This window comes from Micromonospora sp. NPDC048830 (assembly GCF_043198215.1).
Taxonomy (GTDB): domain Bacteria; phylum Actinomycetota; class Actinomycetes; order Mycobacteriales; family Micromonosporaceae; genus Micromonospora.
This window is the reverse complement of the sequence record NZ_JBICUP010000028.1, coordinates 46,546-68,267: the sequence shown is the minus strand read 5'-3', so window position 1 is coordinate 68,267 and position 21,722 is coordinate 46,546. Positions and strand designations below refer to the sequence as shown.

Below are 21,722 nucleotides of genomic sequence, written 5' to 3'. Positions count from 1 at the left end.
CGGACGGAAGCGGAACGGCACCACACCGAACGAGCCGGGCGGAAGCGGAACGGCACCACACCGAACGAGCCGGGCGGAAGCGGAACGGCACCACACCGAACGAGCCGGGCGGAAGCGGAACGGCACCACACCGAACGGGACAGGCGGGGCGGGACGGAACACGGGAGCACGGACGGGGCAGCTCCACAGCGGCGGAGAACAACCCCCAGTCACCCGGGACCTCAGCTCCGCACGTGAGGCGACCGCACGTGAGGCGCCGCGCTTGACGCGCTTGGGGCGCCGCGCTTGGGGCGCCGCGCCGACCCGCCGTCGGGCAGGCCGGCGCGGCGCTCAGAAGCCCAGCTTGCGCAACTGCTTCGGGTCGCGCTGCCAGTCCTTCGCCACCCGCACGTGCAGGTCCAGGTAGACGCGGGTGCCGAGCAGTTCCTCGATCTGCCGGCGGGCCGCGGTGCCGACCGCCTTGAGCCGGCTGCCCCGGTGACCGATCATGATTGCCTTCTGGCTGGGCCGCTCGACGTACACGTCGGCGTAGATCTTGGTGATCTGACCCTCGGGGATCATCTCCTCCACCACCACGGCGATCGAGTGCGGCAGCTCGTCGCGGACCCCCTCCAGCGCCGCCTCGCGGACCAGCTCGGCGACCAGCACCTGCTCGGGGTCGTCGGTGAGCATGTCGTCCGGGTAGAGCTGCGGCGACTCGGGCAGGTAGCCGGTCATCACGTCGACCAGCGTGTCGACCTGGTGCCCGGAGACCGCGCTGACCGGGACCACCTCGGCGAACTCGCCCAGCTCGCCGACCGCGAGCAGCTGCTCGGCCAGCCGCGCCCGGTCCACCAGGTCGGTCTTGGTCACCACGGCGATGACGGTGGCCTTGAGCCCCGACAGTTCCCCGGTGATGAACCGGTCGCCCCGGCCGACCGGCTCGTTTGCCGGAATGCAGAGGCCGATCACGTCGACCTCACTCCAGGTCTGCCGGACGAGGTCGTTGAGGCGCTCGCCGAGCAGCGTACGGGGGCGGTGCAGGCCCGGGGTGTCGACGAGGACGAGCTGCGAGTCGGGCCGGTGCAGCACCGCCCGGATCACGTGCCGGGTGGTCTGCGGCTTGTTCGAGGTGATCGCGATCTTCTGGCCGACGATGGCGTTGGTCAGCGTCGACTTGCCGGCGTTCGGCCGGCCCACGAAGCAGGCGAACCCGGCCCGGTAGGGGCGCTTCCCCGGATCGACCGGCCCGCCCGCGCGACCGCCGCCCGCGGGGCGGCCGGTCACTCGACCACCGTGCCCAGCACCGTGCCGTCCGGAGCCGCCAGGTGGATCGGCGCGTCCGCGGTGAGGTCGCGGACGGCGGCGTACCCGGCCCCGTCCAGCGTGGAAGCCTCGGTCACCACGACCGCCGCCTCCAGCCTGGTGGCGCCGGCCGCCACGGCGGAGGCGACCGCGAGCTGGAGGGCCGTCAGGGCCAGCGAGGGCAGCGCGACGCTCGCCGCCGCGTACGTGCGGCCGTCCTGGTCGCGTACCGCCGCTCCCTCCACGGCGCCCACCCGGCCGCGGGCCCCGCGGGCCAGGATGACCAGCTTGTTGTCCTCGGCACTCAGCTCGGCCGGCGCGGACGGGGTCGGGCGGGCGGCGGCGGGGGCGGGTGACTCAGGCATCGGCGGGCTGCCTCTCCTCGGATCGGTTCTGGGCGCCCCGGGCCTCGGCGGGCTCGCCGCGCCCCGGGGTGGTGTCACTGGTGTCCGTCGGCTCGACCCGGCTGACCAGCACCGTGTCGATCCGGTTGCGCCGGCCGGTGGTGCCCTCGGCGACCAGCCGGAGCCCGGCCAGCTCGGCCTCGGCACCTGGGATCGGCACCCGGCCCAGGGCCTGGGCGAGCAGACCGCCGACCGTCTCCACCTCGTCGGCGGGCAGCTCGACGTCGAACAGCTCGCCCAGGGTCTCGACCGGCAGCCGGGCGGCGACCCGCACCGAACCGTCCTCCAGCCGCTCCACCGGCGGGCGTTCGACATCGTACTCGTCGGTGATCTCCCCGACGATCTCCTCCAGGATGTCCTCGATGGTGACCAGGCCGCCCGTGCCGCCGTACTCGTCCACGACGATCACCAGGTGGTTGCGGGCCGCCTGCATCTCCGACAGCAGGTCGTCCACCGGCTTCGACTCGGGGACGAAGGTGGCCGGGCGCATCAGCTCCGCCACCGGGAGCTGGGCCGCGGCGAGATCGCCGCCCCGGGTGTGCCGGATGAGATCCTTGAGGTAGAGCACGCCGAGCACGTCGTCGACGTTCTCCCCGATCACCGGGATGCGGGAGAAGCCGGAGCGCAGGAACAGGGCCAGGGCCTGGGCGAGCGTCTTGTGCTCCTCGATCCACACCATCTCGGTGCGGGGCACCATCACCTCCCGGGCGATGGTGTCGCCGAGCGCGAAGACCGAGTGGATCATCTGCCGCTCGCCGTGCTCGACCACGCCCCGCTGCTCGGCGAGGTCGACCAGCTCGCGCAGCTCCACCTGGGTGGCGAACGGGCCCTCCCGGAAGCCGCGCCCCGGGGTGACCGCGTTGCCGATCAGGATCAGCAGCGACGCGAGGGGGTTGAGCGCCCGCCCCAGCCAGCGCACCAACGGCGCGACCGCCCGGCCCACCGCGTACGCGTGCTGCCGGCCCAGCGTGCGCGGGCCGACCCCGACGACCACGAAGCTGACCACGGTCATCGCGCCGGCGGTGACCAGCGCCGCCCGCCAGCCCGCGCCGAACGTGTCGACGGCGACCAGGGCGACCAGCGTGGTGGCCGTCAGCTCGGCCAGCAGCCGCAGCAGCAGCAGGAGGTTGAGGTGCCGGACCACGTCGCCGGCGACCGCCTGGAGGGTACGCGCGCCCCGGACGCCGTCGCGCGCCAGCTCGGCGGCCCGGGCCGGGGAGACCGCGGCGAGCGCGGCCTCGGTCATCGCGATCAGGCCGGCCAGCACCACCAGCCCGGCGGCGAAGACGATCAGTTGCAGGTCGGGCAGGCCGGCCGTGGTGGCACCGGCCGCCGACACCGGGCCAGCCATGATCGGGGCGGACATCACCGGGACCGGGTCGACCGCCAGCCGGCGAGCAGCCGGGCCTGGAGCTCGAACATCTCCCGTTCCTCCTCCGGCTCGGCGTGGTCGTACCCGAGCAGGTGCAGCACGCCGTGCACGGTGAGCAGGTGCAGCTCGTCCGCGGCCGAGTGGCCCGCGGTGGCGGCCTGCTTGGCGGCCACCTCCGGGCAGAGCACGATGTCGCCGAGCAGGGCCGGCTCGCCGCCGGCCGCGCTGGACTCCCCCGGCCCGTGGTCGACGCTGCCCTCGTCCATGGGGAAGGCGAGCACGTCGGTCGGGCCGTCACCGCCCATCCAGCGGTGGTTCAGCTCGCTCATGTAGTCGATGTCGACCAGCAGCACGGACAGCTCGGCGAGCGGGTTGACCCCCATCTCGTCGAGGGCGTAGCGGGCGACGGCGAGCACGGCGTCGGTGTCGACGGTGACACCCGACTCGTTGGCGATCTCGATGGACAAGTGGTTTCCCTAGGTCTGGCGGCGCCGGCCGGCCCGGCCGCCCTGGGCGGTCCGCCCCGGCACGGCGTGCACGCCCTGCGCCTGCTGGTTCTCCCGCTCGGCGTCCCAGCGGGCGTACGCGTCGACGATCTCCCCGACCAGCCGGTGGCGCACCACGTCGGAGCTGGACAGCTGCGCGAAGTGGACGTCCTCGACGCTCTCCAGGATCTCCCGGACCACCCGCAGGCCGCTGGTCGTCCCGCCGGGAAGGTCCACCTGGGTGACGTCGCCGGTCACCACGATCTTGGAGCCGAAGCCCAGCCGGGTGAGGAACATCTTCATCTGCTCGGGCGTGGTGTTCTGGGCCTCGTCGAGGATGATGAACGCGTCGTTGAGGGTGTTGTGCGTCACCAGGAAGTGATCGGTGACATACAGCGAGTCCTCTGCCGCCACCTGGATGCACATCGTCTCCTGCACACCGGCGGGGAGGATCGAGTCGATGAAACGCATCGGTCGGCCACCGCCGTGCTCCTCGTACCGCTGGCGCTTGCGTGACAGGCGGAACGGCGGGACGCTCTCGGGCAGCCGGATGTCCAGGACATAGGCGTCGGCACGGTAGGGAACCGGACGACCGTTCGCCCAGCCGGGCTCCCGCCCCTCGGCCTCCCGAACCCGCCACGACGCGACGCCACCGAGCGACTGGACCAGGTAGACGACGTCGTCCCGCAGGCGAGCGGACGTGGTCGTGAACTGCACCCGGCAGGTGCGTCCTGCCTGGACGACCGGCCCCCCGTCGGTGTCCAGCAACCCTTGCAGGAGGGCCAGCCGGACGTCGATGCTGTTCTGCTTGTAGACGTCGGGCACGAACGTGGTCCCCGATGTGGCCCCGGCCAGACCCAGCGCGCGGATTGCGACCGTCACCGGGTTCGCGACGATCACCCCGCCCCGGTGCCCGTTGACGTGCCGGAGGACAAAGTCGTAGTCACTCCTGCGGACGAGCTCGATGTCGGCGAGCGCGTCCTCGATCGCGCGAGCGAGTTCCGGGTCCGCCGTGCTGAATCCTGGCGTCGTCTGACACGAGATCGAGCCGTCCCCGAGCAGCAGACCGAGCACGTACGGATCGAGCGGAACGTCCTTCGACTCCATCTGGACGGGCGCCACGACCGGGAGCTCGTACCGGCGGATGTGGCCTCGCCGCTCCTGGCCGATCATCTCCCGCGTCTCGAGAGTGCGCCGACGTCCGTGCCGCTTGTCCTCCGGCGTCGCGACCGTCCAGAGGTGCTCACCGCAGCAGACGGTCGACGCGCCGTCCTGGGTCGTGACCCGGTAGACCTGCTTGGGTCCTTGCGGGTAGATGCCGATCACCGGCGTGGGCTTCCCGTCCGAGCCGATGACCAGGTCGCCGACCTGGAGCGACCCGAATGGCTTGAATCCCTCCGGCGTCAGGACGCGGGCGTCGTAAGGCTGCGCACGCCCCCGCATGTACGCCAGCGGTGCGACCTCGATCGTCCCGGCGGCCATCAGCTTGGGGATCGTCTCCGGGTCGAGCATGTCGTGCAGCGCGTCGTAGAGCGGGCGCAGGTAGGGGTCGATCTTCTCGTTCAGCGTGCCGGGCAGGAAGCCCAGCCGCTCTCCCGCCTCGACCGCCGGCCGGGTGAGGATGATCCGGTTGACCTGCTTGGCCTGGAGCGCCTGGACGGCCTTGGCCATCGCCAGGTAGGTCTTGCCGGTGCCGGCGGGGCCGATGCCGAAGACGATCGTGTTGGCGTCGATCGCGTCGACGTAGCGCTTCTGCCCGAGGGTCTTGGGGCGGATGGTGCGCCCGCGCCGGGAGAGGATGTTGAGCGTCAGGACCTCGGCGGGCCGCTCGGTGCCGCCCTGCTCGAGCATGCCGACGGTACGCCGGACGGCGTCGGTGGTCAGGGTCTCACCCTTCTCGATGAGTTCGAGCAGCTCGGTGAAGAGGCGCTCGGCGAGGGCGTTGTCCGCGGGCGCGCCGGTGATGGTGATCTCGTTGCCGCGAACGTGCACGTCGCTGTTGACCGAACGCTCGACGAGTCGCAGGATCTCGTCGCCCGCGCCGAGCAGGTTGACCATGATCTTCGAGTCCGGGACCGTGATCCTGGTCTGCACCCGGGGCGGGCCGGGAGGTGGGGTGCCGGTCATAGGTCGGGCCGCGGGCCCTGAGCCACCTGCTCTCGATCTCGGCGCCGCGCCCTGCTGGCACGGCGGTCGGTTGCCCCCCATTCTATCGCTACCCCCGCCGCCGCACCTCGCCCATCTCCCGCCGCCGACCGGCCCGCCAGGGGGAGCCCACCCCGGAGCGTCAGCGGCGGAAGTCGTAGCCGTCGAAGGTCTCCTGGGTGCGGGTGAAGCGGTACGTGGCCCAGTGCAGGCGGGTCACCGTGCCGTGCTCGTCGCGGGTGAGTCGGAGCAGCTCGCCGGCCTCCCGCCCCGAGACGGTCCGGAACACGTCCGGCCGGTCCGGCAGCGGGGCGAACACCGCCGGCGGCTTCCCAGCCGGGTCGTCGGCGCCCCGGGCCCGCAGCGCCCCGTCGTGCCAGCTGAAGACGTACTCGAAGCCCTCGCCCCACCAGCGGCCCAGCATCCCCCGCAGGTGCGCCGGGGCCGGCTCACCCGGCCGCCACGGCGCGATGTCGGCCGGGTCGTGCTCGGCGGACGCGGCGAGCAGCTCGTGCGTCAGCTCCAGCACCCGCACCCCGGTCCCGGACGAGCCGAGCACGGCGCAGCCCATCGCCCCGGGAGTGCCGGGGCCGCCGCACCGGCCGTAGACGGCGGCCAGGAAGCCGGGCATCGCCCCGTCGTGGCCGACGTGGATCACCCGGTCTCCCTGCGGCACCAGGATCAGGCCCAGCCCGAACCCGGCCCCCCAGGACGTCTCGTCGGTGACGGTCCGCGGCCAGCGCATCTCGTCGAGCGTGGCCGGGGCGAGCACCGCACCCGACGGGTCCAGCGCGGCCGGGTCGGCCAGGAACGCCGCCCAGCGGGCCATGTCCGAGGCGGTGCTCCACAGCTGGGCGGCGGGCCCGACCGCGCCGAAGTCGGTCGGCGGCTCCGGGTGCGCCTCGTCGGAGTAGGCGTCGACCAGGAACCCGGTGGCCGCCGCCGGGTCGGGCCGGTCGGTCGTGGCGGTCAGGCCGAGCGGGGCGAGCACCCGCTCGGCGAGCACCTCGGCCCAGGTGCCGCCGCACAGCCGGGCCACCAGCTGCCCGAGCAGCGCGAGGCCGAGGTTCGAGTAGTGGTAGCGGCGGGCGGGCGGCAGCACCCGCTCGGCCCGGGCCAGGTCGGCCAGGAGCTGCTCGACGTCGGGGGCGGCCAGGGTGTCCCAGACGTCGCCGTACGGCTCCCGCTGCAGGCCCGCGGTGTGGGACAGCAGCCGGCGCACGGTCAGCTCGCCGTGCGCCGGGACGTCGAGGTGCCGGGCGACCGGGTCGTCCAGGTCGAGCAGGCCGGCGTCGCGGCACTGCATGACCAGTACGGCGGTGAAGGTCTTGGTGACCGAGCCGATCCGGAACCGCGTCCGCGGCCCGAGGGGATGGTCGTTGCCCGTGCCGCCGACCGCGCAGGTCCACAGCGGCCGGTCGGCCCGGTGCAGGGCGGCCGACACGGCCGGCACCCGCCCCTCGGCCTGGGCCCGCCGCACCATCCGCTCCAGGCGCCCGCCGATCGCAGTCATGGGCGTGGAGTCTAGGGAGGAGCTCGTGCCGCCGGCCCGCGAGGTACGGACGGCGCGGCGAGCGCGGCGCGGGTCGTCGGACGCCGTCGGGACGCTCAGCGGCAGACCATCGGCCCGAGCGGCGCGCCGCCGAGCACATGCGCGTGGACGTGGAAGACCTCCTGGCCGCCGTACTCGCCCGTGTTGAACATCAGCCGGAAGCCGTCGCCGAGCAGCCCCTCGTCCTCGGCCACGGTGGCGGCCGCCGCCAGCAGCTCGCCGGCCAGCGCCGGGTTGCCCTGGCTCAGGGTGGCCACGTCGGCGTAGTGCTCCTTCGGGACGACGAGCACGTGCACCGGGGCCTTCGGGTCGATGTCCCGGAACGCCAGGGTGGTGTCGGTCTCCCGGACGACGGTCGCCGGGATCTCCCCGGCGACGATGCGGCAGAACAGGCAGTCGGATCCCATCGGGGCATGGTAAGCGCTGGCGAACGGCTGGCGCATGATGTGGCCCGTGAACGCACGGGCGGTACTGGCTGGCGAGCCCGGAGGCGGAGTGGGCCTCCGGCACGATCGTCGACCTCAACGGCGCGTCCTACCTGCGTACCTGACCCCCACTTCGTCGATCATGGACCCGTGGTGGGCGGAGCGCCCCGATTTGTTACCTTCGCGGGGCGCCACAGCTCCATGATCGACGCGAGGGTCACCAGCGGGCCAGGCGGGTTGCCAGGACGCTGAGCGCGGCGACACCGGCGGTGGAGGTGCGCAGCACCGCCGGGCCAAGGCGGACGGCGCGGGCGCCGGCGGCGCGGAACGCGTCCAGCTCGGCCGGGGCGATGCCGCCCTCCGGGCCGACCACGAGCACGATCTCGCCGACGGCGGGCAGCTCGGCGGTGCTGAGCCGCTCGTCGGCCTCCTCGTGCAGGACGAACGCGGCGGCGGCCCCGCCGATGCGGCGCGCCACGGTCGCGGTCGACTCGTCGGGGGCGCCGGCCACCACGGGCAGCCACGGGCGGCGGGCCTGCTTCGCCGCCTCCCGGGCGGTCGCCACCCACTTCTCCCGGGCCCGGACGCCCCGCTCCCCCCGCCACAGCGTGACCGAGCGGGACGCCGCCCACGGGACGATCTCGTCCACCCCGACCTCGGTCATCGCCTGCACGGCCAGCTCGCCCCGGTCGCCCTTGGCGATGCCCTGCACCACGGCGACCCGGGGTACGGGCGCGTCGACGTACCCCCGGGAGGTGACGTCGAGCTCCAGGCTGCCGCGGCCGACGGCCCGGACCACGGCGGCGGCGGTGCCGCCACGGCCGTCGGCCAGCAGCAGCTCCTCGCCCACGCGCAGCCGCTGCACGGTGGCGGCGTGGTGCCCCTCGGGGCCGTCGAGCGTCAGCTGGTCGGCGGTGGGCAGGGACTCGACCAGGAACAGCGGCGCGGACACGAGCAAAGGCTAACCGCCCCGGCCGGTGCCGGGGCGGCTGGCCGCCACGACTCAGGCGTGGCCGTTGAACGCGTCGCGCATCCGGGAGAAGAAGCCGCCCTGCTTGGTCAGCTCGGCGACCTCCTCGCCCCGGGTCTTGGCGAAATCGCGCAGCATCCGCTCCTGGTCGGCGTCGAGCTTCGTCGGGGTCCGCACGTCGAGGTGGACGTACAGGTCGCCCCGGCCGGTGCCGCGCAGGTGCGGCACGCCCCGGGCGCGCAGCCGCAGCGTGCTGCCCGGCTGGGTGCCCGCCTTGACGTCGACCGTCTCCTCGCTGTCCAGCGTCTTGATGGTCAGCCGGGTGCCGAGGGCGGCGGCCGTCATCGGGACGGTGACCCGGCAGTGCAGGTCGTCGCCCTTGCGCGAGTACACGTCGTGCGGCCGCTCGTGGATCTCCACGTACAGGTCGCCGGCCGTGCCGCCGCCCGGACCGACCTCGCCCTGCTGGGCCAGCCGGATCCGCATGCCGTCCTCGACACCCGCCGGGATCTTGACGGTCAGCGAGCGGCGGGTGCGCACCCGGCCGTCGCCGGCGCAGGTCGGGCAGGGGTGCGGGATCGTGGTGCCGTAGCCCTGGCAGACGGTGCACGGCCGGGCCGAGACCACCTGGCCGAGGAAGGTGCGCTGCACCGACTGCACCTCGCCCCGGCCGCCGCACGCCTCGCAGGTGGCGAGGTGGGTGCCGGCGGCGGTGCCGGCGCCGGAGCAGGTGGTGCAGAGCACGGCCGTGTCGACGGTGATCGGCGCCTCGACGCCGAACGACGTCTCGTGCAGGTCGAGCTCCAGCCGCAGGATCGCGTCCGCCCCCGGCCGGGTGCGCGGTCGCGGGCCGCGGGAGGCGCCGGCCGCGCCGCCGAAGAAGGCGTCCATGATGTCCTGGAAGCCCACGAACGGGCCGGCCCCGCCGGGGCCACCCGGACCCGCGCCCCCGCCGCCCGGCGCGAGCGGGTCGCCACCCAGGTCGACGATCTGCCGTTTCCGGTCGTCCGAGAGGACCTCGTACGCGGCGTTGATGTCCTTGAACTTCTCCTGGGCCTCCGGGTCCGGATTCACGTCCGGGTGGAACTGCCGCGCCAGCTTGCGGTAGGCGCGCTTGATTTCGTCGTCGGAGGCGTCCCGGCTCACGCCGAGGATGCCGTAGTAGTCCCTGGCCACTGCGTTCGGTGTCCTCATGTTCGTCTCGCGTTGCGCCCGGTCGTCGGTCGGAATCCGGCCCTGTCGGCCCTGACTGGTCAGTTCTGGGCCAGCAGCTCGCCCACGTAGCGTGCCACGGCCCTGACGGTGGCGATGGTGCCGGGGTAGTCCATCCGGGTGGGGCCCAGCACGCCCAGGCCGCCCACGATGGTCACGCCGGGGCCGTACCCGGTGCTGACCACGGAGGCGGCGCGCAGGTTGTCGATCTCGTTCTCGTCGCCGATGCGGACCCGCGTCGTGCTCGGCTCCGCCTCGCCGATGAGCTTGAGCAGGACGACCTCCTCCTCCAGCGCCTCCAGGATCGGCCGCAGCGAGCCCTGGAAGTCGAGCAGGCCACCCCGGGCCAGGTTGGCGGTGCCGGCCAGCGCGATCCGCTCCTCGTGCCGCTCCACCAGCGTCTCCAGCAGCACGCTGGAGAGGGTGGCCATGGCCGGGCGCAGGTGCGACGGCGACTCCTCGACCACCGCCTGCACCAGCGGCGGGGTCTCGGACAGCCGGGTGCCGACCAGATTCTCGTTGAGCAGCCGGCGCATGTCGGTGACGTCGTCGGCGGGGATCGGCGCGGGCAGCTCGACCAGCCGCTGCTCGACCCGACCGGTGTCGGCGATCATCACGAGCATCAGCCGGGTGGTGGAGATCGGCACCAGCTCGAGGTGGCGTACGGAGGAGCGGGCCAGGCTCGGGTACTGCACCACGGCGACCTGCCGGGTCAGCTGGGCGAGCAGCCGGACGGTGCGGTGCACCACGTCGTCGAGGTCGACCGCGCCGACCAGGAAGCGCTCGATCGCCCGGCGCTCGGCCGGGCTCAGCGGCTTGACCCGGGAGAGCCGGTCGACGAAGAGACGGTAGCCACGGTCGGTGGGGACCCGGCCGGCACTGGTGTGCGGCTGCCGGATGTAGCCCTCCTCCTCCAGCACCGCCATGTCGTTGCGGACGGTCGCCGGGGAGACTCCGAGCTGGTGCCGCTCGACCAGGGCCTTGCTGCCGACCGGCTCCTGCGTGGCGACGTAGTCCTCGACGATGGCGCGGAGCACGGCGAGCTTACGGTCGTCGAGACCCACTTCTCCCCACCTCCTGTCGCACGTCGGCGCCGGCACCGCGCGTCCGCTCGCCCGACCGGCACCCGGGCCGGAGGGCGCGCCTGGCACTCGACTGTAACGAGTGCCAGTCTACGTCGGCGGGGCCGCCAGCGAGAAGATCAACGACGGACCCCGTGTGCGCCGGCCGCACCGCCCCCGGGCTGCGCCGGTGCGTTCCTGCCCGATCGTCCCGCCGGACCCGACCAGTGTCGCTCTGGTGTCCCCTTGCCGGCAGCCCCTACCGTGATGTACATGACTGAACCACCTCGCCCTCCCGGAGCGGGCGACCCCGGCGGCTGGCCGCCGGAGCCGACCCCGCCGTCGGCGCCGTACGGCTCGTCGGACGAGCCCCCCACCGCACCACTGTCCGGGGCACCGGGCGGGGCCGGCTATCCCCCGCCCGGTGGCTATCCGCCGCCGCAGGGCGGCCAGCCGCCGTCGAGCGGCTACCCCCCGCCCGGGGGCTACCCTCCGCCGGGTGGCTACCCGCCGGGTGGCGGATATCCGACGGGTGGCGCGTACGGCGCGCCGTCCGGCGGCTACGCGAACAACGAGGACAAGACGTGGGTGCTGGTCGCCCACTTCGGCGGCGCCGCGGGGATGTTCCTCGGCGGGGGCGTGCTCGGCTGGCTCGCGCCGCTGATCGCGCTGCTGGCCCGGGGCAACCAGTCGCCGACCGTCCGCGCGCACGCGGTCGCCGCGCTGAACTTCCAGCTCCTCTGGTCGGTCATCGCGCTGGTGGGCTGGATCCTCACCTGCATCCTGATCGGCGTCCTGATCGGCCTCGCCGCCATGGCCGTCGGCATCATCTTCGGCATCGTCGCCGGGCTGCGGGCCAACGAGGGGCAGCTGTACCGCTACCCGATGTCCGTCAGCTTCATCAAGTGACCCCGGCCGGCCGCTCCCCCGGCCGGTCGGGCACCACGGTCAGGGCAGCAGGTCGCGCACGACCGCGTCGGCCAGCAGCCGCCCGCGCAGGGTCAGCACGGCCCGGCCCGCCGCGTACCGGGCCGGGTCGAGCAGGCCGCCGTCGAGGGCCCGCCGCGCGCCGGCCCGCCCGGCGTCGTCCAGCACCTCCAGCGGCAGCCCCGAGGCCAGGCGCAGCCGCAGCATGACGTCCTCCATGTGCGCCTCGCCGGGCGTGAGCACCTCCCGGGCCAGGCCGGGCGACTCCCCCGCGGCGAGGCGTCGCGCGTACGCGCTCGGGTGCTTGACGTTCCACCAGCGCACCCCGCCGACGTGGCTGTGCGCCCCCGGGCCGAGGCCCCACCAGTCCGCCCCGCTCCAGTAGAGCAGGTTGTGCCGGCACCGGCCGGCCGGCGTCCGGGCCCAGTTCGACACCTCGTACCAGGAGAAGCCGGCAGCGTCGAGGGCGGCCTCCGCGGCCAGGTAGCGGTCCGCCGCCACGTCGTCCGACGGGTACGGCAGCTCGCCGCGCCGCATCCGCGCGGCCAGCCGGGTGCCGTCCTCCACGATCAGGGCGTACGCGCTGACATGGTCCACCCCCGCGGCCACCACCTGCTCCAGCGAGCCGGCGAAGTCCTCGGCGCTCTCCCCCGGCGTGCCGTAGATCAGGTCGAGGTTGACGTGGTCGAAGCCGGCGTCGCGGGCCTCGCCGGCGGCGACCGTGGCCCGGCCGGCGGTGTGCCGGCGGTCGAGGATCGCCAGCACGCCCGGCGCGGCGGACTGCATGCCCAGCGAGATCCGGGTGTACCCGGCCGCGCGCAGGGTCTTCAGCGACTCCGGCGTCACCGACTCGGGGTTGGCCTCGGTGGTCACCTCGACGTCGGCGGCCAGGCCCCAGGCGCGGTCGATGCCGTCCAGGATGCGGGCCAGGTCGTCGGCGGCGAGCAGGGTGGGGGTGCCGCCGCCGACGAAGACGGTGTCGACCCGCGGCGGCGGGGCGTCGGCCAGCACCCGGCGGGCGAGCGCCAGCTCCGCCAGCACCGTGTCGGCGTACGACTCGCGGTCGGCCCCGCCGCCCAACTCGTCGGCGGTGTACGTGTTGAAGTCGCAGTAGCCGCAGCGGCTGGCGCAGAACGGCACGTGGACGTACACGCCGAAGCCGCGCGCGCCGACGGCGCGGGTGGCGGTGGCGGGCAGCGAGCCGTCGGCGGGGACGGATTCGCCTTCTGGAAGGGCGCCGGGCATGGCCACTAGTGTGCCCGGCATGACCTCCTCCGACGCGCTCGTGCGGGTCGCCACGGCCCGCGGGGTGACGACCCTCACCCTGGACAGCCCGCACAACCGCAACGCGCTCTCCACGCCGCTGATGACCGAGCTGCTGGCCGGGCTGGCCGCCGCGGTGGCCGACGACGCCGTCCGGGTGGTCGTGCTCGACCACACCGGGCCGGTGTTCTGCTCCGGGGCCGACCTGAAGGAGACCGCCGCCGCGTACACCAGCGGGACCGTGCCCGCCGGGATGCTCGGCGACGTGCTCGCGGCGGTGTGGGAGTGCCCGAAGCCGGTGGTGGCGCGGGTGGCCGGGCCGGCCCGGGCCGGCGGGTTGGGCCTGATCGCGGCGGCCGACCTGGCGCTGTGCGCCCAGGAGGCCACGTTCGCCTTCACCGAGGTGCGGATCGGGGTGATCCCGGCGGTGATCTCGGCGACCGTGCTGCCCCGGCTGCACCCCCGGGCCGCCGCCGAGCTGTACCTCACCGGCGACACCTTCGACGGCCGGCGGGCCGCCGAGATCGGGCTGGTCACCGCGGCCGTGCCGGCGGACGGGCTGGACGCGGCGGTCCAGCGGGCGTGCGCCTCGCTGGTCCGCGGCGCGCCGAGGGCGCTGGCCGGGGCGAAGGCGCTGCTGCGCCGCCCGCCGGCGGTCGACCTGCGGGCCGAGATCACCGAGCTGGCCGCCCTGTCGACCGGGTACTTCCTCGCCGCCGAGGGGCGGGAGGGCGTGGCCGCGTTCCGCGAGAAGCGCGACGCCGCCTGGGTGCCCACGACCTGAGCAGCCTTCCGGCGCTGTGCCGCTACCCGGACGGGCGGTTTGCGGCCCGGGCAGGCGTTTCGCGGCCGAGCCGGCGTTTCACGGCCCGGGGGCGGGGAAGCCCCGCCGGGCCGAGGCCGTCCGGGTCCCGCCGGGCGGCCCGCCTCCGCGCGGAAACCGCGAGAGGTCGCCGACCGGCTACGCAACGGAGCGAACCGGTCGGACGAGCCGGTCGGCGGCAGGAGGGACGTACTCTTGTCGGACGCCGTCGAACAGGGGGTGCGGGTGCGAAGTCGGGCAGTCGTCGCGGCCGGAGTCGTCGTCGCGGTCCTCGCCGTCGCCGGGATCTGGCTCGTCGTCCGGCAGGTCGGGCAGCAGCTGCGGCTTCCGCTGGCCAGCCGCACCTGCACCGTTCAGGCCGACGGCGAGGTACGCCTGGACGCCGACCAGATGGCCAACGCCGCCACCATCGCCGCGATCGGCATCCAGCGGCAGATGCCGGAGCGGGCCGTGGTGGTGGCGCTCGCGACGGCGTACCAGGAGTCCGGGCTGCGCAACCTCTCCGGCGGCGACCGGGACTCGGTGGGCCTGTTCCAGCAGCGGCCGAGCCAGGGCTGGGGCACCGAGGAGCAGATCCGCGACACCCGGTACGCGACGAAGCGGTTCTACGCCGCCCTGAAGCGGGTGCGCGGCTGGGAGAAGATGCGGGTCACCGAGGCGGCGCAGAAGGTGCAGCGGTCGGCCTATCCCGAGGCGTACCAGAAGTGGGCCGACGAGTCGCAGGTGCTGACCCGGGCGCTGCTGGGCGACGCCACCGGGGCGGTGGCCTGCACGGTGGGCTCGACGCCGGTGATGCGCGGCGAGGCCGCCGCGGCCGCCCTGGCCCGGGGCCTGCGGCTGGACTGGGGGCTGCCGGAGACGCCCCCGGCGGCCGACCCGACGGGGCTGGCCGTGCCCGCCGACGACCAGCGCTCCGGCTGGCGGTACGCGCACTGGCTGGTCTCGCACGCCTCCGACCACGGCGTGAAGCGGGTGCGCTTCGGCAGCCTGGAGTGGACGGCCCGGGGCGGAACGTGGAGCCGGGCCGCCGACACCCCCGCCGCCACCGGCCAGGTGCTGGCGGAGGTCTTCGCCGACTCCTGAGCCGCCGTCGGGCCGCGGTTTGGTCACCGCACAATCCGGCAGGTACGGCAATACCCGCAAATCACCACCCGACCGCCACCGTGCGTGACCAATCGACTGCGGTTGGTCCGACGTGCCCCGATATGGGCGTGCCTCACCCGGAGCCTGGGCCGCCGGCGCAGTACGATCGGCTGCTGTGCCAGAGATGGCTTCTCATCGGGAGGGGTACCACGCGGTGTTCGATTACCAGGGCCGGACCGGCTACGAGCCGATCAGCGACACCGACCGCAAGGAGTTCCACGAGCAGGGCTTCCTCCTGCTGCGCAACGTGCTGACGGAGGACCACCGGGCCGCCCTGGAGGAGGCCGTCGACCGCGTCTACGCGGAGGAGAAGGCCAAGGGCAACACCACCAAGGACGGCACCCTGCACCTGCTGGGCTTCGTGGAGCGGGACGAGCTCTTCGGCGACCTGCTGACCCACCCGATCGCCTTCCCGTACATGTGGGGCCTGGCCGGGTGGAACATCTACACCCACCACAACCACCTGGACGTCACCCCGCCGGCCCTGGAGCCGGAGAAGCCGTACTGGGGCTGGCACCAGGACGGGTACCGGCAGAACTCCGACCCGGAGACGATGGACCCGAACCTCCCCCGGCCGATGTTCTCGCTGAAGGTGGCGTACGTGCTCTCCGACCTGTCGGAGACCGGCCGCGGGGCCACCAAGGTGATCCCCGGCAGCCACCTGTGGAACTCGCTGCCCCGGCCGGACGACCTGACGGTGCACAACCCGGACCCGGAGGGCACGGTGGAGATCACCGCGAACCCGGGCGACGCGTTCATCTTCGACCGCCGCCAGTGGCACTCCCGGTCGACGAACCTGTCCACCATCACCCGCAAGATGCTCTTCATCGGGTACACGTACCGCTGGATCCGGCCGCTGGACGAGCTGCACATCAACAAGGACGGCGAGTGGTGGGCCAACCGCACGCCGGTGCAGCGCCAGCTCTGCGGCGAGGGCACCCACACCGCGAACTACTGGGGCATCAACTGGAACGGGTACATCGACGACGAGATCCCGCTGCGTAAGGAGCTGAAGGAGCGCGGCCTGCTGGACCGCAGCATCCCCTGGCTCCGCTGAGCTGTGCGAGAAAGGGCCTCCTGCCAACCGGCCGGAGGCCCTTCTCGACATCCCGGGAGAGCTTCCGAGCGGTCAGCCCGCGCGGCCGGCGACCCGGCGGGCGGCCTTCTCCCGCATCCACTCGGGCAGGTCGGGGACGTCGAGCAGCCGGGGCAGCAGCTCCGGCTCCAGGGTGGTCGCCCGGAACACCTCGCCGATCGTCACCCCGTGCGCCGGGCGCTCCACCACCTCCACCGGGTCGCCCGCGCCGGCCTCCCCGGCGCGCAGCACCCGCAGGTACGCCCCGGGCGCGGCCCGCGCCGTGAACCGCTTGATCAGGTCGGGCACCCCCCAGAACCCGGCGAACGTGGTGCACGGCGTCCGCGGCTTGGTCACCTGGAGCAACGCCGAGCCGACCAGCCACTGCTCGCCGATCACCGCCCCGGTCACGTCCACCGCGTACGTCGTCAGGTTCTCGCCGAAGGCGCCCGGCCGCAGCTCGCGGCCCAGCTCGGCCGCCCACCACGCCGCGTCCTCCTCGGCGTACGCGTACACCGCCTGGTCGGGGCCGCCGTGGTGGGCCCGCTCGCCGATGAAGTCCCCGGCCACGCCGTCCGCCCCGAGCAGCACCGGCCCGTCCCCCGGTCGCTTGTCGATCCCGCTGCGGCCGCTCGCGTCGCCGGCCCACTCCGCCTCGGTCACCACGCCGAGGTTCACCGCCACCAGTCTGCCCGTCATGGCGTACCAGCCTACGGGCTGTCCGGCCGCTCGGCCGGGGCCGGCAGGGGGTGTGCGAAGGGGCCCCTCCTCGACGCCAGGCGCCGAGAAGGGACCCCTCCCCGCACCTCAGCCCTTGACGGCGCCCGCCACCAGGCCGGAGACCATCCGGCGCTGCACGAGCAGGAAGAAGACGATGACCGGCAGGGTGAACAGCGTCGAGGCGGCCATCACGGGCCCCCACGCGGTGTCGTCCCGGCCGAAGAAGAACGTCATCGCCACCGGCAGCGTGTACCGGTCCTGGTCGTTGACGAAGGTCAGCGCGAAGATCAGCTCGTTCCAGGCGGTGATGAACGAGAAGATGCTGGTCGCCACCAGGCCGGGCGCGACCAGCGGGAAGAGGATCCGGCGGAACGTCTGCGCCCGGCTGGCCCCGTCGATCGCGGCGGCCTCCTCCAGTTCCTTGGGCACGGCGGCCACGAAGCCGCGCAGCATCCAGACCGCGAACGGCAGCGAGAAGCCGAGGTACGTCAGGACCAGGCTGGGCAGCGTGTTGTACAGGCCGAGCCGCTGGATCATCAGGAACAGCGGAATGACCAGCGCCTCCAGCGGGATCATCTGCACCACCAGCAGCATGATCAGGAAGCTGGTCCGCAGCTTGAACCGGAACCGCGCCACCGCGGTCGCCGCCAGCAGCGCGACCAGGCCGCTGAGCACCACGGTGGACACCGCCACGATGGCGCTGTTGAGGAAGAAGTCCGCGAACGTCACGCCGGGGATCAGGTTGCCGGTGAGGATCTCCCGGTAGTGCTCCAGCGTCGGCTCCGCCGGCACGGGCCGGGGCGTGGCCGAGAAGATCTCCCGGTTGGGCTTGAGCGACGTCGCGATCATCCAGTAGACCGGGAACGCCGCGAAGAGCGCCACCAGCAGGCCGGCGCCGTTGAGGGCGACCCGCTTCACCACCGCGCCGCGCCTCACGACTCCTCCTCCTGCTTGAGCACCATGCGTACGTAGACCCCGGTCACCACCAGCAGGATCAGCGTCAGGACAACCGCGATCGCCGCGCCCAGGCCGTACTTGGGCGGTGGCGAGAACGCCTCGGCGTACGAGTAGATCGAGAGCATGAACGTCGGCCGGTCCTGGGTGCCGCCGGCCAGCACGAACTGCTGGGTGAACACCTTGAAGTCCCAGATGGTGGAGAGCACCACCAGGATCCCGAAGACGGGGCGCAGCAGCGGGAAGGTGACCTTCCAGAAGACCTTCCACGGCCCGGCGCCGTCGACCCGGGCGGCCTCGTGCAGCTCGCTCGGCACGCTCTTCAGCCCGGCCAGCACGCTGACGGCGATGAACGGGAACGAGTGCCAGACCACCACCAGCGTGAGGATGGTGAAGAACAGCAGCGGCGAGTTGAACCAGCCGTACCCCGTCCAGTCGCTGCGCCCGAACAGGGTTTCGGACAGCCCGTCCGGCAGGGCGTTGAACAGCCACGTGACCAGGCCGGAGGTGTCGTCGAACAGCCACTTCCAGACGATCGTGCCGGTCAGCGCCGGGGTGGCCCAGGCCAGCATGACGCAGCTCGCCACGAAGGTGGCCATCCGCCTGCCGAGCCGGTTGAGCAGCAGCCCGACCAGGGTGCCCAGGATCATCGTCAGCGCCACGTTGGCCACGGCGAACAGCACCGTGTTGCGCAGCACCGTGAGGAAGAACGGGTCACCCAGGATCTCGGCGTAGTTGCCGAGTCCGACCCACGGCCACTCGCGGTCGCCGCGTAGCTGCCGGACGTTGTTGAGCCGGTAGAACGACATCACCACGACCTGGCCGAGCGGCCACAGCAGCAGCACGCCGATGATCACCAGGCAGGGCAGGAGCAGCAGGTACGGCAGGCGGTCCACCCGGCGACGCCGCCGCGCGGGGGTCTCCCGCGCGGCGGTCGTCTCCGGCGCCTGGGTCAGCGTCGTCACTTCGCGTTGAGGATGCTTTCCATCTCGGCGGCCGCGTCGGCGGTGGCCTTCTCGACCGTCTTCTGACCCTTGATGACCGAGCTGTTCATGGCCTGGGTCACCGTCTTGGTCCGGCTCACCTCGACCCACTTCGGGGTGAGCGGGGTCAGCTTGGTGTTCTGCATGGTGGTGGCGAACGCCGCCATCACCTTGTCGCTGGCGTACTCGCCGCCGGCGACCAGGTCCTGGTAGACGGGGAAGAAGCCGAGGCTGCTGGCGAACTCCTTGTCCTTCTGCTTGCTCAGCAGCACGGTCATGTAGTCCCAGGCGAGGTCCTGCTTCTTGCTGTCCTTCCACAGGGCGATGTCCGAGCCGCCGGCGAACGCCGGGGCCGGCTTGCCGTCCGGGCCGGGGATGGGGAAGGTGCCCCAGACCTTCTCGATCTCGGGGTTGTCCTTCTTGATGGCGCCGCCCTGCCAGCTGCCGGCGAAGGCCATGGCCGCCTTGCCGGTGGCGAACTGGGTCCGGGCGTCGATCTCGTTCCAGCCGGCGGCGGCCGGCGGGGCGACCTTGTGCACGGTGACGAGGTCGGTCCAGAACTTGACCGCCTTCTGGGCCTCCGGGGTGTTGTAGCCGGACTTCCAGGTGTCGCCCTGCTTCGTGGCGATCTCGGCGCCGGCGGCCCAGAGGAAGGAGTAGAACGGCAGCTCCGAGTTGCCGGGCAGCGCGATGCCGTACGTGTTGGGCTTCTTGGCCTGGACGGCCTTGGCGGCGGCGACCAGCTCGTCCCAGTTCGTCGGCGGCTTCACGCCCGCCTCGGCGAACCAGTCGGTGCGGTAGTAGACGCCCCGGACGCCGGCGTACCACGGGACACCGTACTGCTTGCCGTCGAGCTGGGCGTTCTTCACGAGGTCGGGCAGGATGTCCTTGCCCTCCGACCAGCCGGCGAACTTGTCGGTGACGTCCGCCAGCGCCTCCTGGGCGGCCCAGCCCTGGGTCTCGGTGTTGCCCAGCTCGGTGACGTCCGGGCCCTCACCGCCGCCGAGCGCCGCCTGGAACTTCTTCGGCGCCTCCAGCCAGGGGATGTACTGGACGACCACGTCGGTGTCCGGGTGCTTCTTCTTGAACTCGGTCTCGACGCCGTCGAGGAACGCCGTCTGGGCCTCGCTGCCCTCGCCCATCATCCAGACCGTCAGCTTGCTGTCGTCGGCGGCCTCGTCGTCCCCGGAGCCGCCGCAGCCGGCGAGCACCATCGCGGCCGACGCCACCACGGCGGTGACCGGAGCCAGCCGTTTCCACCTGTTCACGCCCATATCTCCCTCGCGCCGTTCTGGCACTAACCTTCCCCGCCGCACCTTAGTAGGAAAAATTCCTTTACGACAGAGGGGTGCGCGCAAGCGAGGCGACCGTACCCCAGGCAGGGGGGCGCGGGGGCAGCCCGCCGACGGGACGATCCGGGGCGTACCCATGCGAAAGGGCGCCCGGCCTGCAGGCCGGGCGCCCTTCGCGGGGAGGTCGATTACCGGTGCGTGACGCTGCGCCGGCCACCGATGCTCGCCACGATCGCGACCGCGATGGCGGCGACGACCACCTGGACCAGCAGCTCGCCCCAGTCGACACCGGAGGTGTTCGTGGAGATGCCGATCGCCTGGGCCAGCACGGTGCCGAGCAGGGCGGCGCCGACGCCGACGAGCATGTGCAGCCAGATCGGCATGTCCTGCCGGCCCGGGACGACCAGGCGGCCCAGCGCGCCCACGATCAGACCGACGATGAGCGCGGTGATGATTCCGGTAACGGTCATTGTCGTTCTCCTCAGAAAGCTTCACGGTCAATCACTGTCGTGACCGCTAAGTTCCCGGGCGGCGGAAAGTCCAAACCGGCCGATCCGGACAGCCAGCCCGACGAGCATCAGGAGGCGACGTTTCCCCAGGTAGGCACCGCCGCCGGCCGGCGGCGGACCCGCCGCGCTCCCGGGCGGCCAGCACGCGAGCGGCCAGCACGCGAGCGGGCGCCCGACCGGAATGGTCGGGCGCCCGCCGCAGTCGCGCTGGCGTCATGGCCTAATAGCGGGTGACGCTCCGGCGCCGGCCCACGCCGGCGACCAGGGCCACGGCGATGGCGGCCAGCACGACCTGGACCAGCAGTTCCGCCCAGTCGATCCCGGCGGTCTCCGTGGCGATGCCCATGGCGCGGGCGAGCACGGTGCCGAGCAGCGCGGCGCCCACGCCGATCAGCATGTGCAGCCACATCGGCATGTTCTGCCGGCCCGGGACGACCAGGCGGCCCAGCGCGCCGACGATGAGACCGACGACGAGCGCGGTGATGATGCCCCAGACGGTGAGCTCCACGGTCACCCTCCTCAAAATCCGTCGCAACGATGTGTCGTTGCTGTCGTTGACCGCCAAAGTTCCCGAGCGTCCGGAAATCCAAACCGGAGCCCGTTCCCTCCGCAGCCGGTGATTGGGGCGCGGCGGAGCAGGCTCGACACGGTCCTGCCGGAGCGGAGGCTGCCCTGCCAGATGTTGAGGCGGGCGGTGGACTCGAGCACCGACCGGAGGTGGACCGGGGGCAGCGTGGGGCCGACCGCCTCCAGGTCGAGCGCCCGGGGGCCACTTCGCCCATCAGCGATTCGGACGCTACCAGCGACCAATGCGGACTGTTAGCGTCGAGACACGCTCGGGCGTCAGGGGTGGCCAAGCGCATCTCGCTAGTCGGATACGTCTTGATCCTCGTTCTCTTCTTCGCGGCCCTGCTCGCGTTCGCGGCACTGGCTCACCGTCGCCAGCAGCGGAAGCAATGGATCCATGTCCTGCAGCCGTCACGCGCCCCCGAGGAGCCTCGTCCGCAGTATGTCGACCATGACCCCGATGATCCGAATGATCCCTACAACTACTCGGGGCCGCTGACCGGGTTCTGACCATGCAACCCGGCTGACGGGCCTTGGATACACGACCGCCCGGGAG

22 protein-coding genes and 2 pseudogenes are annotated in these 21,722 nt (G+C 72.9%); 5 read left to right on the top strand and 19 right to left on the bottom strand.

Annotated features, from left to right (window positions below):
* Nucleotides 1-330 precede the first annotated feature (330 nt).
* From era to hrcA, 12 genes and pseudogenes are all read right to left on the bottom strand, one after another.
* Nucleotides 331-1,266 carry a GTPase Era gene (era, locus tag ACGFIZ_RS22645; RefSeq protein WP_393422166.1) on the bottom strand — a complete coding sequence of 312 codons (936 nt, stop codon included), beginning with the start codon at nt 1,264-1,266 and terminating at the stop codon, nt 331-333.
* Nucleotides 1,263-1,649 carry a cytidine deaminase gene (locus ACGFIZ_RS22640; protein ID WP_393422164.1) on the bottom strand — a complete coding sequence of 129 codons (387 nt, stop codon included), beginning with the start codon at nt 1,647-1,649 and terminating at the stop codon, nt 1,263-1,265. Before ACGFIZ_RS22640 ends, era begins: the two co-directional genes overlap by 4 nt.
* Nucleotides 1,642-3,078 (bottom strand): hemolysin family protein, encoded by a 1,437-nt coding sequence (locus tag ACGFIZ_RS22635; protein WP_393422227.1) that lies wholly within the window; start codon nt 3,076-3,078, stop codon nt 1,642-1,644. Before ACGFIZ_RS22635 ends, ACGFIZ_RS22640 begins: the two co-directional genes overlap by 8 nt.
* A complete protein-coding gene (ybeY, locus tag ACGFIZ_RS22630) occupies nt 3,054-3,527 on the bottom strand; it encodes an rRNA maturation RNase YbeY (RefSeq protein ID WP_347669579.1) in 474 nt (157 codons plus the stop codon). Before ybeY ends, ACGFIZ_RS22635 begins: the two co-directional genes overlap by 25 nt.
* A gap of 9 nt (nt 3,528-3,536) precedes the next feature.
* The gene (locus ACGFIZ_RS22625) at nt 3,537-3,971 is read right to left on the bottom strand and encodes a PhoH family protein (protein WP_347669611.1); all 435 of its coding nucleotides are present in this window, start codon (nt 3,969-3,971) and stop codon (nt 3,537-3,539) included.
* Between the two features lie 195 nt (nt 3,972-4,166).
* Nucleotides 4,167-4,652, bottom strand: a pseudogene (locus ACGFIZ_RS22620) (LAGLIDADG family homing endonuclease); the annotation flags it as partial.
* Nucleotides 4,653-4,925: 273 nt separating this feature from the next.
* Nucleotides 4,926-5,672: pseudogene (locus ACGFIZ_RS22615) on the bottom strand (PhoH family protein); the annotation flags it as partial.
* 160 nt (nt 5,673-5,832) lie between these two features.
* Complete coding sequence (locus ACGFIZ_RS22610) at nt 5,833-7,203, bottom strand: serine hydrolase domain-containing protein (protein ID WP_393422162.1); 1,371 nt, start codon at nt 7,201-7,203, stop codon at nt 5,833-5,835.
* 95 nt (nt 7,204-7,298) lie between these two features.
* Nucleotides 7,299-7,649: a histidine triad nucleotide-binding protein gene (locus tag ACGFIZ_RS22605; protein WP_347669577.1), complete on the bottom strand. Its 351-nt coding sequence runs from the start codon at nt 7,647-7,649 to the stop codon at nt 7,299-7,301.
* A gap of 235 nt (nt 7,650-7,884) precedes the next feature.
* On the bottom strand, nt 7,885-8,619 hold the full coding sequence (locus tag ACGFIZ_RS22600; protein ID WP_393422159.1) for a 16S rRNA (uracil(1498)-N(3))-methyltransferase: 735 nt from the start codon (nt 8,617-8,619) through the stop codon (nt 7,885-7,887).
* A gap of 51 nt (nt 8,620-8,670) precedes the next feature.
* Nucleotides 8,671-9,813, bottom strand: a complete 1,143-nt coding sequence (gene dnaJ, locus ACGFIZ_RS22595) for a molecular chaperone DnaJ (protein ID WP_393422225.1) — start codon at nt 9,811-9,813, stop codon at nt 8,671-8,673.
* A gap of 77 nt (nt 9,814-9,890) precedes the next feature.
* Nucleotides 9,891-10,913: a heat-inducible transcriptional repressor HrcA gene (hrcA, locus tag ACGFIZ_RS22590; protein WP_393422157.1), complete on the bottom strand. Its 1,023-nt coding sequence runs from the start codon at nt 10,911-10,913 to the stop codon at nt 9,891-9,893.
* A 270-nt stretch (nt 10,914-11,183) separates the two neighbouring features.
* Between hrcA and ACGFIZ_RS22585 the strand changes: the two genes are divergently transcribed.
* On the top strand, nt 11,184-11,819 hold the full coding sequence (locus ACGFIZ_RS22585; RefSeq protein ID WP_393422155.1) for a DUF4870 domain-containing protein: 636 nt from the start codon (nt 11,184-11,186) through the stop codon (nt 11,817-11,819).
* Between the two features lie 39 nt (nt 11,820-11,858).
* Here ACGFIZ_RS22585 and hemW read toward each other — a convergent pair whose 3' ends face one another.
* Nucleotides 11,859-13,082, bottom strand: coding sequence for a radical SAM family heme chaperone HemW (hemW, locus tag ACGFIZ_RS22580; RefSeq protein ID WP_393422223.1), 1,224 nt, complete (start codon nt 13,080-13,082; stop codon nt 11,859-11,861).
* Nucleotides 13,083-13,101: 19 nt separating this feature from the next.
* On the opposite strand from hemW, the gene ACGFIZ_RS22575 reads away from it, so the two are divergent.
* The 3 genes from ACGFIZ_RS22575 to ACGFIZ_RS22565 all read left to right on the top strand — a co-directional run bounded on the left by ACGFIZ_RS22575 (nt 13,102) and on the right by ACGFIZ_RS22565 (nt 16,123).
* Nucleotides 13,102-13,884 (top strand): enoyl-CoA hydratase-related protein, encoded by a 783-nt coding sequence (locus ACGFIZ_RS22575; protein WP_393422153.1) that lies wholly within the window; start codon nt 13,102-13,104, stop codon nt 13,882-13,884.
* Nucleotides 13,885-14,142: 258 nt separating this feature from the next.
* On the top strand, nt 14,143-15,006 hold the full coding sequence (locus tag ACGFIZ_RS22570) for a hypothetical protein (protein WP_393422221.1): 864 nt from the start codon (nt 14,143-14,145) through the stop codon (nt 15,004-15,006).
* Nucleotides 15,007-15,190: 184 nt separating this feature from the next.
* Nucleotides 15,191-16,123 carry a phytanoyl-CoA dioxygenase family protein gene (locus ACGFIZ_RS22565; protein WP_393422151.1) on the top strand — a complete coding sequence of 311 codons (933 nt, stop codon included), beginning with the start codon at nt 15,191-15,193 and terminating at the stop codon, nt 16,121-16,123.
* Nucleotides 16,124-16,195: 72 nt separating this feature from the next.
* Here ACGFIZ_RS22565 and ACGFIZ_RS22560 read toward each other — a convergent pair whose 3' ends face one another.
* The 6 genes from ACGFIZ_RS22560 to ACGFIZ_RS22535 all read right to left on the bottom strand — a co-directional run bounded on the left by ACGFIZ_RS22560 (nt 16,196) and on the right by ACGFIZ_RS22535 (nt 21,107).
* A complete protein-coding gene (locus ACGFIZ_RS22560; protein WP_393422149.1) occupies nt 16,196-16,840 on the bottom strand; it encodes an MOSC domain-containing protein in 645 nt (214 codons plus the stop codon).
* Nucleotides 16,841-16,948: 108 nt separating this feature from the next.
* Nucleotides 16,949-17,782: a carbohydrate ABC transporter permease gene (locus tag ACGFIZ_RS22555; protein ID WP_393422219.1), complete on the bottom strand. Its 834-nt coding sequence runs from the start codon at nt 17,780-17,782 to the stop codon at nt 16,949-16,951.
* Nucleotides 17,783-17,793: 11 nt separating this feature from the next.
* A complete protein-coding gene (locus ACGFIZ_RS22550) occupies nt 17,794-18,780 on the bottom strand; it encodes a carbohydrate ABC transporter permease (RefSeq protein WP_393422147.1) in 987 nt (328 codons plus the stop codon).
* Nucleotides 18,777-20,066 (bottom strand): sugar ABC transporter substrate-binding protein, encoded by a 1,290-nt coding sequence (locus tag ACGFIZ_RS22545; protein WP_393422145.1) that lies wholly within the window; start codon nt 20,064-20,066, stop codon nt 18,777-18,779. The genes ACGFIZ_RS22550 and ACGFIZ_RS22545 overlap by 4 nt, the downstream gene beginning before the upstream one ends.
* A gap of 212 nt (nt 20,067-20,278) precedes the next feature.
* Nucleotides 20,279-20,560, bottom strand: a complete 282-nt coding sequence (locus ACGFIZ_RS22540) for a GlsB/YeaQ/YmgE family stress response membrane protein (protein WP_393422143.1) — start codon at nt 20,558-20,560, stop codon at nt 20,279-20,281.
* Between the two features lie 259 nt (nt 20,561-20,819).
* A complete protein-coding gene (locus tag ACGFIZ_RS22535) occupies nt 20,820-21,107 on the bottom strand; it encodes a GlsB/YeaQ/YmgE family stress response membrane protein (RefSeq protein WP_393422141.1) in 288 nt (95 codons plus the stop codon).
* A gap of 341 nt (nt 21,108-21,448) precedes the next feature.
* Here ACGFIZ_RS22535 and ACGFIZ_RS22530 point away from each other — a divergent pair, with 341 nt between their 5' ends.
* The gene (locus tag ACGFIZ_RS22530) at nt 21,449-21,676 is read left to right on the top strand and encodes a hypothetical protein (RefSeq protein ID WP_393422139.1); all 228 of its coding nucleotides are present in this window, start codon (nt 21,449-21,451) and stop codon (nt 21,674-21,676) included.
* The last annotated feature ends 46 nt before the right edge of the window (nt 21,677-21,722 follow it).

Coding starts and splice junctions, on each gene's coding strand:
- ACGFIZ_RS22605 (WP_347669577.1), bottom strand. CDS start 7,649: ATGGGATCCGACTGCCTGTTCTGCCGCATCGTCGCCGGGGAGATCCCG.
- ACGFIZ_RS22540 (WP_393422143.1), bottom strand. CDS start 20,560: ATGACCGTTACCGGAATCATCACCGCGCTCATCGTCGGTCTGATCGTG.
- ACGFIZ_RS22625 (WP_347669611.1), bottom strand. CDS start 3,971: ATGTGCATCCAGGTGGCGGCAGAGGACTCGCTGTATGTCACCGATCAC.
- ACGFIZ_RS22640 (WP_393422164.1), bottom strand. CDS start 1,649: ATGCCTGAGTCACCCGCCCCCGCCGCCGCCCGCCCGACCCCGTCCGCG.
- ACGFIZ_RS22565 (WP_393422151.1), top strand. CDS start 15,191: ATGGCTTCTCATCGGGAGGGGTACCACGCGGTGTTCGATTACCAGGGC.
- ACGFIZ_RS22585 (WP_393422155.1), top strand. CDS start 11,184: ATGACTGAACCACCTCGCCCTCCCGGAGCGGGCGACCCCGGCGGCTGG.
- hemW (WP_393422223.1), bottom strand. CDS start 13,082: ATGCCCGGCGCCCTTCCAGAAGGCGAATCCGTCCCCGCCGACGGCTCG.
- ACGFIZ_RS22575 (WP_393422153.1), top strand. CDS start 13,102: ATGACCTCCTCCGACGCGCTCGTGCGGGTCGCCACGGCCCGCGGGGTG.
- ACGFIZ_RS22560 (WP_393422149.1), bottom strand. CDS start 16,840: ATGACGGGCAGACTGGTGGCGGTGAACCTCGGCGTGGTGACCGAGGCG.
- ACGFIZ_RS22610 (WP_393422162.1), bottom strand. CDS start 7,203: ATGACTGCGATCGGCGGGCGCCTGGAGCGGATGGTGCGGCGGGCCCAG.